The organism is Streptomyces griseomycini (assembly GCF_014203535.1).
Lineage (GTDB): Bacteria > Actinomycetota > Actinomycetes > Streptomycetales > Streptomycetaceae > Streptomyces > Streptomyces griseomycini.
In genome coordinates this window covers 54,243-67,917 of sequence record NZ_JACHJI010000005.1, presented here as the reverse complement: position 1 = coordinate 67,917, position 13,675 = coordinate 54,243, and the positions used below count along the sequence as shown (strand labels likewise).

General features: G+C 74.1%; 12 protein-coding genes and 1 pseudogene. 3 read left to right on the top strand and 10 right to left on the bottom strand.

The features are described 5' to 3' along the window. Positions 1–9: 9 nt before the first annotated feature. The 4 genes from FHS37_RS14950 to FHS37_RS14935 all read right to left on the bottom strand — a co-directional run bounded on the left by FHS37_RS14950 (position 10) and on the right by FHS37_RS14935 (position 6,832). Positions 10–2,193 (bottom strand): SpoIIE family protein phosphatase, encoded by a 2,184-nt coding sequence (locus FHS37_RS14950; RefSeq protein ID WP_184821266.1) that lies wholly within the window; start codon positions 2,191–2,193, stop codon positions 10–12. Between the two features lie 861 nt (positions 2,194–3,054). After that, positions 3,055–5,052 (bottom strand): DUF1996 domain-containing protein, encoded by a 1,998-nt coding sequence (locus FHS37_RS14945; RefSeq protein WP_184822105.1) that lies wholly within the window; start codon positions 5,050–5,052, stop codon positions 3,055–3,057. Positions 5,053–5,332: 280 nt separating this feature from the next. Continuing rightward, the gene (locus FHS37_RS14940) at positions 5,333–5,962 is read right to left on the bottom strand and encodes a lytic polysaccharide monooxygenase auxiliary activity family 9 protein (RefSeq protein WP_221499843.1); all 630 of its coding nucleotides are present in this window, start codon (positions 5,960–5,962) and stop codon (positions 5,333–5,335) included. A gap of 237 nt (positions 5,963–6,199) precedes the next feature. After that, the gene (locus tag FHS37_RS14935; protein WP_184821262.1) at positions 6,200–6,832 is read right to left on the bottom strand and encodes a GNAT family N-acetyltransferase; all 633 of its coding nucleotides are present in this window, start codon (positions 6,830–6,832) and stop codon (positions 6,200–6,202) included. A 104-nt stretch (positions 6,833–6,936) separates the two neighbouring features. Here FHS37_RS14935 and FHS37_RS14930 point away from each other — a divergent pair, with 104 nt between their 5' ends. After that, the gene (locus tag FHS37_RS14930; protein ID WP_184821260.1) at positions 6,937–8,016 is read left to right on the top strand and encodes a YihY/virulence factor BrkB family protein; all 1,080 of its coding nucleotides are present in this window, start codon (positions 6,937–6,939) and stop codon (positions 8,014–8,016) included. Positions 8,017–8,032: 16 nt separating this feature from the next. Here the strand turns inward: FHS37_RS14930 and FHS37_RS14925 are convergent, their stop codons facing one another. Further along, on the bottom strand, positions 8,033–8,485 hold the full coding sequence (locus FHS37_RS14925; protein WP_184821258.1) for a flavodoxin family protein: 453 nt from the start codon (positions 8,483–8,485) through the stop codon (positions 8,033–8,035). A 133-nt stretch (positions 8,486–8,618) separates the two neighbouring features. Here FHS37_RS14925 and FHS37_RS14920 point away from each other — a divergent pair, with 133 nt between their 5' ends. Together FHS37_RS14920 and FHS37_RS14915 are read left to right on the top strand one after the other, a co-directional pair. After that, on the top strand, positions 8,619–9,272 hold the full coding sequence (locus FHS37_RS14920) for a class I SAM-dependent methyltransferase (RefSeq protein WP_184821256.1): 654 nt from the start codon (positions 8,619–8,621) through the stop codon (positions 9,270–9,272). Positions 9,273–9,401: 129 nt separating this feature from the next. Then, complete coding sequence (locus tag FHS37_RS14915) at positions 9,402–9,851, top strand: SRPBCC family protein (protein WP_184821254.1); 450 nt, start codon at positions 9,402–9,404, stop codon at positions 9,849–9,851. A gap of 93 nt (positions 9,852–9,944) precedes the next feature. On the opposite strand, the gene FHS37_RS14910 is transcribed toward FHS37_RS14915, so the two are convergent. The 5 genes and pseudogenes from FHS37_RS14910 to FHS37_RS14890 form a co-directional block, all read right to left on the bottom strand. Continuing rightward, the gene (locus tag FHS37_RS14910) at positions 9,945–10,295 is read right to left on the bottom strand and encodes an ArsR/SmtB family transcription factor (RefSeq protein WP_184822103.1); all 351 of its coding nucleotides are present in this window, start codon (positions 10,293–10,295) and stop codon (positions 9,945–9,947) included. A 148-nt stretch (positions 10,296–10,443) separates the two neighbouring features. Then, positions 10,444–10,860 (bottom strand): ATP-binding protein, encoded by a 417-nt coding sequence (locus FHS37_RS14905; RefSeq protein WP_184821252.1) that lies wholly within the window; start codon positions 10,858–10,860, stop codon positions 10,444–10,446. A gap of 178 nt (positions 10,861–11,038) precedes the next feature. Next, positions 11,039–11,421, bottom strand: a pseudogene (locus FHS37_RS14900) (SulP family inorganic anion transporter); the annotation flags it as partial. Between the two features lie 188 nt (positions 11,422–11,609). Further along, on the bottom strand, positions 11,610–12,209 hold the full coding sequence (locus tag FHS37_RS14895) for an Rv1733c family protein (protein WP_184821250.1): 600 nt from the start codon (positions 12,207–12,209) through the stop codon (positions 11,610–11,612). Positions 12,210–12,388: 179 nt separating this feature from the next. After that, positions 12,389–13,462, bottom strand: coding sequence for a zinc-dependent alcohol dehydrogenase family protein (locus tag FHS37_RS14890; RefSeq protein ID WP_184822101.1), 1,074 nt, complete (start codon positions 13,460–13,462; stop codon positions 12,389–12,391). Between the last annotated feature and the right edge of the window lie 213 nt (positions 13,463–13,675).

The window sequence follows — 13,675 nt, the reverse complement described above, 5'->3', positions numbered from 1 at the left end:
GCTCCCCGCTCACAGGTGTGCCTCCGGCCGGGGCCGGCGTCCGGTCCGGGCCGGCGGTCGTCCCGCGACGGGTGCGCCCGCGGCTCGCAGCAGGAGGACGGTGATGTCGTCGGCGTGCTGGGCACCGCTGCCCGCGGGGTGCAGGAGGTGGTCGGCGAGGTGGTGCGGATCGAAGTCGCCGCCGGTGGCCAGGCGCTCGGCGAGGTGCTGGGTGGCCCGGGTGGCGTCGGTGCCGGGGATCTCCACCAGGCCGTCGGTGTACATGACGAGGACGGCGCCCGGGGGCAGCGCGACGGTGGTGACCGGGTAGCGGGTGCGCAGGTCGATGCCGAGGAGCGGTCCCGGCTCGACGGCCAGCACCTCGGCCCGGCCGGACGCGTGACGCAGCAACGGCGGCACGTGACCCGCGCTGGCGAGGGACACCTGACGGCGCGCCAGGTCGATGTGGGCGAAGAGGCAGGACGCCAGCAGTTCGGAGTCCAGGTCCGCCAGCAGCCGGTTGGTGCGGGCCAGCACCTCGTCCGGTGCCGCGCCCGCGGTCGCGTGCGCGTGGATGGCGGTGCGGATCTGGCCGGTGAGCGCGGCCGCGGTGACGCTGTGGCCCTCCACGTCCCCGATGACGGCGGCCGCGGTCGTGTCGTCGAGGCGCAGGACGTCGTAGAAGTCGCCGCCGACGTCGAGGCCGTGCCCGGCGGGCAGGGAGCGCGCGGCGACGTCCAGCCCGGGCAGGGCGGGCAGGGCGCGGGGCAGCAGGGCCCGCTGCAGTTCGTGGACGAGGTGGTGCTGGGTGTCGTACAGGCGGGCGCGGTCCAGGGCCTGGGCGACCAGACCGGCCAGGGAGGTCAGGACGGCGCGCTCGTCGGCGGTGAAGGGGTGCGGCCGGTCGTACGACAGGACGCAGCAGCCCACCGGCCGGCCCGAGACGACCAGGGGCAGGAAGGCCCAGGCCTCCTTGTCGCTCAGCAGGGGTGCCTTCGGGTAACGGACGGCGATCTCGGCCCGGTCGGCGAAGAAGGCGGGGGTGCCGCTGTTCAGGACGTCGCCCGCGGGGGTGAGGTGCGTGTCCAGGGACAGGGCGTCGAGCCGCTCCACGACGCCGGGGTCGTAGCCGTGGTGGCCGGTGATCTTCAGACGGCCGGCGTCGGCGGCGGACAGCACCAGGCCCTGGGCCCCGAAGGCGGGCAGGATCTGGTGCGCGATCAGCTCGACGACGTCCCGCACGGTCACCGTCTCGGTGAGCGCGGCGGCCAGGTGGACCAGTTGGTGCAGACGTCCCGTGGGGGCGGGCGAGGGGCTCCGTGCGGTGCCGGGCGGCGGGCCGCCGTCCGTGAGGTGCTCCGCGCGCGGGGTGACGCGGACGCTGATGCCGCTGGTGTCGGGGTAGAGCTCGAAGACCAGCCACCGGTCCGGCGGGCGGCGGGCGGTGAAGGCCACCGGTGAACGGCTGACCACCGCCGTGCGGTAGTGGTCCTCGTAGACGGGGTCGCCCAGCCAGGCGAGGGCCTCCCAGGGGCGGGTGCCGAGGAGCCGCTCCGCGCCACGGCCGAGCAGCCGGGCGGCGGCGGTGCTGAGGTAGGTGATGCGGCCCTCCAGGTCGAGGGAGACGGCCCCCTCGGGCAGGCGTTCGAGGTAGTCGGAGGCGGCCAGGTCCGTCTGCGCGGGGCGGGTCACGGCCTCCGGCGGGACGAGCCGCGGCCGGTCGGACAGGGTCGGTGACTGGTCGGAGTCGTCCAGGAGGCGCGCGAGGTTCCGGGCGCCCGTGGTGACGGCTCGCCGTCCGCGGGCGGTCGGCCGTCTCGGACGGTCGGCGGGCCACATCAGGAGGAGGCCGCCCCAGCAGTGGCGCACCCCGGTCAGCGGGGCCGCGGCCAGCGCGAAGGGGTAGGGCAGGACGGCGGCGGTCCGCGGATACCGCCGGGCCATCTCCTCCTGGCCGCCGATCCAGACCAGCCGGTCCTCGCGCACGGCGTCGGCGACGGGCGCCGGGCCGGCCGGCGGCAGACGCTGCCAGGGGGCGAAGAACTCCGCCGGCAGGCCGCACAGCCAGACCAGGCGCAGCACGCCGGTCGCCCCCTCGGACAGGTAGAGCGCCCCGACGGAGGCACCGGTGCCCCGCACCGTGTCGGCCAGGGACGCCCCCAGGGCGTCGTCCAGCGACACGGCGCTCAGGAGAGGCTCGTTGGTCCCGGACATGGTGTCCTCCGCGCCGGTGACGGGAGGGCTGCCCGCCCGCCAGAGGAGTCGTGTACGCGCCTGCTGTACCGCCAGAGGCGTACGCCGCTCCTACCCCCGTACGCCGGGCCTGACGCACCCCGCGGGCACGCCGCCCGCACGGCGTTCACACGCAGGGGTGACCTCAGCGGTCCCCGTTCCGTGTCGCGGCCCGGTCCCGCGGGCTCCGGCCCACCGCCGCTGTTCCCGCGCCGCTGCCCCGCCGAACAGCGCGCCGCCCAGGTGGCCGCGGAGGAAACGGGTCATGCCGGCCCCCTCGGGGACGGCCCGGTCGGCCTCCGTCCCTTCGGCTCCGCTCACGACGGGCAAGGGGCCGGGTCCGCGCGTCGACGTCGCCGGGACGGCTCACAGACAGTGGCGCACCAGCCGGTCGTCCGGGTCGTGGGCGTGCCGCACGGGGGCCGGAGCGGCGGCCGGGCGCCCCTCGGCGAGGTGGGATTCGCCGTGCCGGCCGTTCCCGTGCTGCGGCCCCCGGACCCCGGCTGCCGTCCACCGTGGTGTGCGGGACCGGCGCGGTCGGGACGGCGGCACTGCTGCGGCAGGCGGTGGTCACCGCCGTCGGGTTCGTGCGCTGGTGCACGGGCCTGCAGCGGATCGGCACCGAGCGCGCCGCTCCGCTCCCCGAGCTCCTCCCGGTGGCGGCCGCCCGCACCGCGCCGCTCGTCGGCACCGGGTCCTGCGGCCCGGCCCAGGCGGTGGGCAGCGCCCTGGTCGACGCCGGGGTCCCCGGACCGCGCTCCGCCGTGGCGGACGGGACACGGGGCGGACGCGAAGCGGCAGGGCCCCTGAGGGGTCCTGCCGCCGTTCACGTGCCGCGGAGGGTCAGGCCCCGCGCCTCACGCTCCGCAGGACGAAGAATCCGAAGAGCACCAGCACCCCGCCCAGTGCGGCGGGCCACAGCTGGGCTCCGGTCTCGGCGAGGCTTCCGGTCCCGGCCTGTGCCTCGGTCCGGTCCCCGGTCCCGGGTTCCGGGAGACTGCCGGGCACCTCGGCGGCCTGAGCCGCCTGGCCGCCGTCGTCCTTGCCGCCCTTGCCGCCCTTGTCACCGCCCTGGTTCCCGGTGCCGGCGTCCTCGCCGTCCGCGGCCGGGAGCGAGGCCTTCACGTCGGGCTGCTCGGGCTGTGCGGTGCCGTCGCCGTCCGCGGGCTCCTCGGCGGCCGGGTTCTCCGCCGGGTTCTCCACCGGGGTCTCCGACGGGGTCTCCGACGGCTGCTCCTGGCCGCCGTCGCCCTGGTCGCCGCCGTCGCCGGGCTCGCCGCCGCCTTCGCCCTGGTCGCCGTCACCGCCCTGGCCCGGGTCGTCGGGCGTGGCCGTGGGCTCCTCCGGCTGCTGCGGCTCCTCGGTCGGTTCGCCGCCGCCACCGTCGCCGCCGTCGCCGCCGTCGCCGTTGCCGCCACCACCGGCGCCGGAACCGCAGGTGCGGCCCTCGTTGATGCAGTCGACCATCTCGTTCATCAGGTCCTCGTCGAAGACGTTGATGAAGTCGCCGTGGTCCGTGATCGGCTTGTGCAGCTGCTCGGGGAAGGAGTCGACCGCGAACAGCGGTGTGGTCCTGCCGCCGTCCTCGAGGCTCGGCGCGTCGACGTCGTAGACGATGCGCTGCACCAGTTGCGGCACGGGCTCGAACCCGGACGGGCAGTTGCCCTCGGCGTCCGTGAACGCCATGTGCGTACGGTGGTTGGCGCTGTCGATGTTGCGGCCGTCCCAGCAGCTCTGGAAGTCGAACGTGCGCACCACGTCACTGCCCTGCGGGCACAGCGGGTACTTGTCCGTCAGCTGCCGGTCCTCGAAGCCGGTGCAGCTCCAGGACGCGTTGGCGTTGGCGGGGCCGTTGACGAACGACTTGGCGTCGCCGGTGATGATGCGCAGCAGCCGGGGCATGGCGGTGACCTCGCCCTGCGGGTTGCCCACGAAGGTCAGCGTGACCTCCTTGGGCGTGACGATCTCACCGACGTTGCCCTCGATGCCGCCGCCCGGGGAGTCGGCGTCCTGCTCCCGGGTTCCGTTCTGCAGGCGCAGCACCGGCCAGTAGTACGACGACTTGTCGCCCTGGTCCTCGCAGCTCGTGTCCGCCTGCGCCAGCTCCTCGTCGCTGGAGAACGCGTTGGTGGCCTGGTTGCCGATGTAGTCGTGGAAGTGGTGGGCGCCGTTGCTGACGCCCGGGGCGGCGATCACGTTGTCCGAGTTGAACAGGCCGTTCTCGTTGACGCCGCACTCGCTGGTGAAGGTGCCGCGGGAGGCGTTCGCGGTCTGCTTCGGCTCGGAGACGTTGGGCTGGACGCTCTTGATGTCGACGTAGTCACCGGCGACGGGACCGTTGCCGGCCTGGCCGCCGTTCCCGCCCTGGTCCTGGCCCTGCTGGTCCTGGCCGCCGCCTCCGTCGCCCGCCCGCTCGCCCTCGTCGCCGTCGCCTCCCTGTCCGGCGTTCTGCTGCTCGGGGGCGTTGCCGGACTCGCGCACGGCGCAGGCGGCGAGTTCCTCGAGGCCCTCGGGCCGGTCGCCCACCCGGTCGATGGCGGTCGCGATGCGGGCGAGGACCGCGGAACGCTTCTCCTCCAGCGGCTTGGCGATCGCGTTGTCCGCGAACGCCGGGTCCTGCCGAAGTGCGTCGGCCGACTCGCCGAGCCGCTTGTAGGCATCGGCGATCTGCGCGTCCAGCGCGGCGAGCTCCTTGTCCACCTCCGCCCGCGCCTCCTGGGGCACCGACGTCAGCTCGGTGGCCACGTCCGGGCAGTCGATCGTGGCGCCCGAGAACACCTGCGCCTGACCGGCGCCCGTCCCGCCCTCCTCCGTCGCGGAAGCGTAGACGTTGGCCGCCATCATCCCGCCTCCACCCAGGATCAGGGCGAACGCGGCGAGAGTCGCGCGCTGTTTGGGGCGTCTGCGTGTGTTGCGTGCCAAGGCAGTACTCCTACGCTTCTGTCGCGGGGGACGGCAGGGAATTCCCACGCCCCATACGCAGACGGGCCGCCGCGCGTTCAAAGGGCCCGCGGTTTCTTCGCGGAATCCCGGAGGTTCCGGGCCCGCGCACGTCGAGTCCCCGCCGGACTCTCCTGCTCCGGCGGGGACTCGGGGACGGCTGCGGTGAGGTTCCCCCGGCTCAGCCGAAGTTCACGTCACTGCACAGGAAGTACGTCTGGTCCATGTGCGAGGCCTGCCAGATCGTGTAGACCACGTGCCGGCCGCTGAGCCCGGACGTGCTCACCGGGATCGAGTAGTTCTGGCTGGGGGCGTACGCGCCGGTGCGGGCCACCAGCTGGAGGTCGTCCCAGCCCAGCTGCTGGGTGGTGGGGTCGAAGCCCTGCCGGGTGACGTAGACGAGGAAGTAGTCCGCGCCGTGGCTGGCCTGGTCGTACAGCCGCACGGTGAAGTCGTCGCCCACGTTCGTCGTCTTCCAGGCGCCCACCGCGTCCAGGGAGTTGTAACGGCCGCCCTCGGTGCGCCCGCCGCTGCACAGCCGGCCGTCGGGGACTACGGCCCGGAAGTCGCCGCCCGAGCCGTTGCGGTAGAGGCCGTTCCAGTTCCACATGGCGTTGGGGTTGTCCTGCCACGCCTGCCAGCACATGGGGTCTTCCTGGGCCATGGCCGGGTTCTGGAAGTCGCTCCCCCAGCGCTGCCAGCAGCCGTAGTTGCGGGACGCCGGATCGACCACCGAGCCGTGGGCGACGGCGGTGCCGCTCCAGGGGATCAGACACAGCAGCGCCGCGACGGCGGCGCTCAGGGCGAGCATCAGCCGGGACCGGGCGGTTAGTAAGTCATGACCATGCCAAGTCACGAGGACCTTCTCTCCGGTGCAGGGGTGTGGGGTGATCGGATCGCGGGAGCATGGGAGCGCTCCCGGCGGACAGGCTGCGCCCCTGAAGCGGAAGCGGCAATGCTCGTTTGCGCCACTTCCGGACGGGCCGTGGCGCGTTCGATGCGTTCGACGCCGGGTCCCGGCCCGCCGGAGCCGGCCGGGACCGGTGCGTCAGAGCCGGTCGGCGCCCTCCGTCGCACGCCCGAGGCAGACGACCGAATCGTCCAGCGGCGCGTCGATCTCGTGGAAGCCCATGCGGTCGTAGAAGGCCCGGGCCGGCTCGTTGGCGGTCGCCATGACGAGGTGGACGGACGGCACTCCCCCGTCCCGCAGGGCCGCGAGGAACGTCCGTATCAGCTCCCGGCCGTATCCGCGCCCCTGCCACTCGGGCAGCAGGTCGATGTGCAGGTGCGCCGGATAGGCGGCCAGTTCCGGGACGACCATCCGCTCGGGGTGGTGCAGCAGCCAGGCGATCGCCTCGTCCGGGGTGTCCGGCGGTCCGGACGGCTCGGGGTGGCGGTCGGCGACCAGGGGCAGCCACGCGGTACGGAAGGCCTCGGCGAAGCGGGGGGTGTCGGCGGTGCCGAGGATGTAACCGACCGCTCGGCCCCGACCGTCGTCCAGGACGAAGGCCAGCTCCGGCTCGAGGTGGGCGTAGGGAGCCGCGAAGGTGACGGGGAAGATGCCGGGGTCACAGTAGAAGGGGCGGCTGTCCCCGCCGTTGTGCGCGGTGCGGACGCAGATGTCGTCGAGGGCCGGCCGGTCGTCGGGGCGGTACGGGCGAATCACGGGAGACGCGGTCATGCCCGGGATCCTGCCTGCCTTGGGAGCGCTCCCACAACCTCTGTGGGCGGGGGGCCCGCCCGGGCCCGTGGCTTAGCGGGCCGCTCCCTGGTTACCCGGCGGCCATGAAGCTGCATATCCCGGGGCGGAACGGCCGGACCGACGGCGGATCCGCGACGAACGAGCCCGATCCGGGTTCCCCGGCCGAGCGCGCTACGGAGGAACCCGGGCCGAGCGACGAGGTGGAACGGGCGGCGCCGGACTCACCGGCCAAGTTGCCGAAGCGGTCGTGGGGCGCGGCGCTGAAGGGCAGTCTGCGCGAGTTCCAGGACGACGAGCTGACCGACCGGGCCGCCGCGCTCACGTACTACGGCGTGCTGTCGCTGTTCCCGGCGCTGCTGGTGCTGGTGTCGTTGCTGGGCGTCGCCGGCGAGTCGGCCACGGACAAGGTGATGGAGAACCTCCAGCAGCTCGCTCCCGGGGCGGTCCGCGACATCATCACCCAGGCGGTCGAGCAGCTGCAGGGCACCTCGGGCGTCGGCTCGATCGTGGCGGTCGTCGGTCTGGTCCTGGCCGTGTGGTCGGCCTCCGGCTACGTGGCGGCGTTCATCCGCGCGGCGAACGCGGTCTACGACATCCCCGAGGGGCGCCCGGTGTGGAAGGTGCTGCCCCTGCGGGTCGGCGTGACCGTGGTGCTGATGGTGCTGGCCGTGGCCAGCGCGCTGATCGTGGTCTTCACCGGAGGGATCGCCCGCCGGGCGGGCGACATGCTCGGCCTGGGCGACACCGCGATGACGGTGTGGTCCATCGCCAAGTGGCCGGTGCTGGTCCTCCTGGTGACGATGATGATCGCGCTGCTGTACTGGGCGGCCCCGAACACCAGGATCCGGGGGTTCCGCTGGATCACCCCGGGCAGTTTCCTGGCCCTGGTGATCTGGTTGATCGCGTCCGCCGGGTTCGCGTTCTACGTGGCCAACTTCGCCTCGTACAACAAGACGTACGGCACGATGGCCGGTGTCATCGTGTTCCTGGTCTGGCTGTGGATCACCAACCTGGCGATCCTGCTGGGGCTGGAGTTCGACGCGGAGATCGCCCGGCAGCGGGCCATCGCCGGCGGTCATCCGCCCGAGGCGGAGCCGTACACCCAGCCGCGCGACACCCGGGCCTGGGACGAGCAGGACCGGCGCCGGATGGACGAGACCTGACGGCCCTCGCGCGTGTTCACTCCATGAGGCCGGCGGCGAGCGTGGCGCCCAGTTCCCAGCACCGCTCGACGTCGGCCCTGCCGGGTTCGCCGGTGACCGTCACGAAGTCCGCGGCGCGGCGCCAGCCGAGGCCCGTGGTGATCGCCTCGACGCCCCGCACCGCCCCGGTGACGTCGTTCCCGCCGTGCACGTAGAAACCGAAGGGCCGGCCGCGGGTGGTGTCCAGGCACGGGTAGTAGACCTGGTCGAAGAAGTGCTTGAGCGCGCCGGACATGTAGCCGAGGTTGGCCGGGGTGCCGAGGAGGTAGCCGTCGGCGTCCAGGACGTCGGTGGCGGTGGCGGACAGGGCCGCCCGCCGCACCACACGGACGTTCTCGATCTCCGGGGCCGTGGCGCCGGAGAGGACGGCTTCGAACATCGCCTGGCAGTGGGGCGAGGGCGTGTGGTGGACGATCAGCAGAGTCGGCACACCCCGACCCTGCCGTGCCGGTCCCCGCACCCGCAAGCCGGCCCGGGGACCGTGTCCGGGCCGGTGTGCCGTTGTGACGGCGGTCCGGAGATGGCACGATGCCCCGCATCGGTACACGGAGACGGGGTGCGTCGTGGTCGACGAGGATCGCAGGTCACCGGCGGCGGCGGTGTTCGACGCGCTGGGCGGCGAGTACGAGAAGGCGTTCGCCGGCTCGGCCGCCCACCGGGCGTCGCTGAAGTGGCTGCTCGAACGGCTCGGGCCCGGCAGCAGGGTGCTGGACGTGGGCAGCGGGACGGGACGCCCCACGGCCGCCGCGCTCGCCGGGGCCGGTCACCGGGTGCTGGGCGTCGACGTGTCCCCGGTCATGGTGGAGATCGCCTCCCGGCAGGTGCCCGAGGGCGAGTTCCGGTGCGCCGACATCCGTCGGATGCCGCTCGAGGACGGGGCGTTCGACGCGGTCTGCGTCTACTTCGCGCTGCTCCAGATGTCCCGGGCGGAGCAGTCCGGTCTCGTCCGCCGGCTGGTCCGGGCGCTGCGGCCGGGCGGGCTTCTCGTGCTGGCCACCGTGCCGCTGGACGTCGAGGACTTCGACGGGGTGTTCATGGGGCAGGCCGTGCGGGTCACCAGTTTCGCCGCCCGGGACGTCAGCGCCCTGGCGCGTGGAGCGGGGCTGACGGTGCTGCGGGAGGAGAGCGTGATGTTCACCCCGACCCATCCCGACGCCCGGCCGGAGCCCCAGCTCTTCCTGCACTGCCGCCGCGACGGGACGGAGCCGGCCGGCTGACGGCCCGGGCGGGGAGGACCGGCTGACGGCCCGGGCGGGGACGACCGGTCGACGAGATCGCCATGACTGATCGGCGCGGAACCCGGTACCCGCACCTGTGTCCCCATCGGAAAGCGAGGTACCTGATCCATGTCGCAGGTAGAGGAATCGATCGAGGTCGACGTCCCCGTCCGCACCGCCTACAACCAGTGGACCCAGTTCGAGAGCTTCCCGGAGTTCATGGACGGCGTGGAGCGCGTCGAGCAGCGCACCGACAGGCTCACCCACTGGGTGACGAAGGTCGGGGGCGTGGAGCGGGAGTTCGACGCCGAGATCACCGAGCAGATCCCGGACGAGCGCGTCGCGTGGACCACGGTGAACGGCGAGGCGAGGCAGGCCGGTGTCGTCACCTTCCACCGTCTGCGGGACACCACCACCAAGGTGATGCTGCAGATGGACTTCGATCCCCAGGGCGTGGCCGAAAGCGCCGGTGACAAGCTCGGCTTCGTCAAGCGGCAGGTCGGCGGGGACCTGAGGCGGTTCAAGGAGTTCATCGAGCGCCGTGGGCAGGAGACGGGCGCCTGGCGCGGCGAGGTGTGACCCCCCGGGACCGGGCGCCGGCGTTCCCGGCCCCGGTCCTGTGCGGCCCGTGCGCCCGCGGCCCCCGCCCTCCGGCGGGGGCCGCGGGCTTCGCTACGGCAGCGGCCCGCCCTCGCCCTGCGCGGCCCGGAGGTCGGCGAGCAGTTCCGCCTGGCCCGCGAGGACGCCGGACAGGATGGTGCGCGCCACCCGTAGCAGCTCCGCCACGTGCGGGCTGGTCAGCGAGTAGTACACGGTGGAGCCCTCCTTGCGGCCGACCACCAGGTTCGCCCGCCGCAACACCGCCAGTTGCTGGGAGAGGTGTGCCGGCTCGATGCCGACCTCGGGCAGCATCTCCCCCACCGCGTGCTCGCGCTCGCCGAGCAGTTCCAGCACGCGGATGCGGGCGGGGTGGCCCAGCGTCTTGAAGAACTCGGCCTTCAGCTGGTACAGCGGCGTGGTCATCGTGCCGTCCCCTTTCCGGCGCGGCAGCACGGCCCGGACGGCCGGACCCCGGTTCCCCGGCCTCATCTGTTCGTCGACACCCGCCTCGACGTTTTCCGACATCAGCAACTTCATACGTCCGCGCCGTCCGGGGCCGTGCCCGGTGACGTCACAGCGGGAGCGTGATCCAGACGCTCTTTCCCAGGCCGTCGGCGTCGCCCCTGACCACCGCGGTGCCGCCCGGTCCGTGGGTCAGCTCGACGACGGTGGCCAGTCCGCCCGCGCCGGTGCCGGACGGTCCGTACAGCCGGGGCCGGTGGGGGTGGCGGTCGTGCACGGCGAACACCAGGCACTCGGGGCTCGCCGCGTAGATCACGGTCGTCTGCGGCGCGGCCGCGTGCCGGACGCTGTTGGTCACCAGCTCGCTCAGGATGAGCAGTGCCGGGCCCACCACGGGATGGTGTGCGGCGACGCCCCACTCCGCCAGGGCCTGTTCGGCGGTCTCCCGGGCGAGACGGACGGCGGCGGGCTCGGTGGGAAGGGTGAGCACGTGGCGGTACGGCAGCGTGTCCAGTCGGGGCGTCACGGCCGCTCCGCGGGCAGGGGGTGGCGCGGCACGGCCCGCGGCCGGAGGCGTGCGCGGGTCACGGCGCCTCCCGGGCGGGCGCGGGCACCGGTGCCTCCGTCAGGGCACCGGTGCGTTCCAGGTGGTCGCGGGCCGCGGCGATCGCCTCGGGCGTCGTGGCGTACTCCCGGCCCTCGTGCCGCAGCAGCGCCAGCGCGACCAGGATCACGCCCGCCGTCAGCCCGACGGTGAGCACCCCCGAGGGACCGTGGCCGGCGACGACGGGCACCAGCCCCACCGTCATCGCCCCGGTCGGCCCGGAGGCCCGGAGGCCCGGAGGCCGGAACCGCCGAACACGGCCGCCGGCGCCCCGGCGACCACGGCGGTGGCCGGTCCCGCCTCGACGCCCAGTCCGGAGGAGACACCGAAACCGGGCACGAGCGGCAGCGCGACGACGGCGACGGTCAGACCGGCGAGCAGGTCCCGGCGCGGATCGCGCCGCGCCTGGGCCACGTCGGCACGGGTGGGCAGCAGCGATGTGATCCGGGACCGGACTCCGGCCGGTGACAGCGGTACGGACACGGCTCCTCGACTTCCCGACGACCGGGGCGCCCGTCGCACGGGACGCGCGGAGACGGGACGGAGCCGCATGACCTACGACGGTAGGACGAGGCAAGCATGTAGTTACTTGCTAATTTTTGCAATTCAGCAGGTCGGGAGAGTGTGGGACGCGGGCCGACGGTTCCCGGAGGACGGGCGCGGGCCCTCCCTCAGCCCGTCATCCGTTTCCGCCACGACGGCTCGACCAGCCGCCACTCGGCCTCCCACTCCCCCAGGCGCCGCCGCTGCAGCCGGCTCCGGACGAGCCGTCCGCCGAGCAGCCCCAGACCCGCGACGGCGACGCCGGTCGTGACTCCGGCCATGACGATCTGGAACCGGGCCTCCGCGCCGCCGGGCGGCGGGGGGACGAGCCGGCCCCCGGGGTCCGTCCACACGGTGACCGCGGTGCCCGCCCTGTTCCCCGGTTCGACCTCCGTCCGGCCCGTGCGGTCGGTACCGTCCGGGGCGGTCCACCGCACCGGGGCCCACACGGCGCCGTCCCCGTTCTCGGACACGGACGCGGGCGCCGCGTGGGCGGCGTCCTCGACCAGCACGGCCGGGACCGTGCGGGTCCGGTCCCGGCGCTCGGCGAGCGAGTCGTCCACCGCTGCGGCCGCGGCCAGGCCGACGAGCACCGCGGCCGACAGGGTGAGGACGAGTACGGCGAGCAGGACCCAGGCCTCGACCAGATCGCTGCGGCGGCGCAGCGGGTTCCTCCGCCAGCGCCACAGCCGCACCTTGCGGACCCCCGTCCCGTGCGTCCTCGCCATGGGACGTCACCTCCTCGCGCACGCACCGGACGTCGCGGCGGGCCCGGGCCGGGGCCGGCCCGCCGGGACCACGGCGTCACTCCTCCAGGGTGGACCCTCGCGGCCCGCACCGGCATGGGCCGAGCGGCCCGTTCCGCGGCGCGGTGCGGACCCGGCCGCCGAGGCCGGCGGCGGGCCCGTCAGGACGTCGGGTGGACGGGGACGACCTCGTGCTGCGGAACGCCGAGGACGACCTTGAGCGCTCCGGTCTCGGCGGCGTTGCCGAAGACGTCGTACGCCTCCTGCATGTGGTCGAGCGGGAACGTGTGGGTGACCAGTTGCCCGGTGGGCAGCCGGCCGGCGGCCGCCATCCGCAGCAGGGTGGGCGTGGAACGGGTGTCGACCAGCCCCGTGGTGATGGTGACGTTCTTGATCCACAGGTCCTCGAGGTGCAGTGTGGCGGGGCCGCCGTGCACGCCGACGTTGGCCAGGCGCCCGCCGGGCCGCACCATGCGGGTGCACATCTCGAAGGTCTCCGGGACGCCCACCGCCTCGACGACCACGTCCGCGCCGAGTCCGCCGGTGAGGTCCGCGACCAGTTGCCCGGGGTCCTCGTTCGCGTCGGCCACGGCGTCGGCGCCGAACGCCTTGGCCGCCTCCAGCCGGGGCGCGGCCAGGTCCACGGCGATGACGCGCTCGGGGGAGAACAGCCGGGCGGTGGCGATCGCGGCGAGCCCGACCGGTCCGGCGCCGACCACGGCGACGGTGTCGCCGGGGCGCACCCCCCCGTTGAGCACGCCCACCTCGTAGGCGGTGGGGAAGATGTCGGCCAGCAGCACGGCGTCCTCGTTCGTGAGCGTGCCGGGCACCGGGTGCACCGAGAGGTCGGCGTACGGGACGCGGACGTACTCGGCCTGGGTGCCGTCGATCAGGTGTCCGAGGATCCAGCCCCCGCCGTCCAGGCACTGGCCGTACACGCCCTCGCGGCAGTAGCGGCACCGCCCGCAGGCGGAGATGCAGGAGACCAGCACCCGGTCGCCGGGGCGTACGGTGCGGACGTCGCCCCCGGTCTCGACGACCTCGCCGACCGCCTCGTGCCCCAGGACGGTGCCCGGGCGGACCTCGGGAACGTCGCCCTTGAGGATGTGCAGGTCCGTCCCGCAGATGGTGACGGCGTCGACCCGCACGATCGCGTCGGTGGGTTCCTCGACGGCCGGGTCGGGGACCTCCTCCCAGGCGGACTGCCCGGGGCCGTGGAAGACGTAACCCTTCATGCCGGTGCTCACCCCTTCTGCTCTGCGGCGGACCCGGGCGCCGGGCGTGCCCGCACCCGCCTGCGTCCGCGACGGCCCGGGGGTGCCGGGGCCGTCGCCCTGCCTCTTCCAGTCTGGGCGCGGAGGCCGGGATCCGCTGGGCGCGGAGGCCGGGGATCCGCTGGGCGCGGAGGGCACCGTCCGCACCCCCGGCGGATCCCCTCCCGGGCCCCG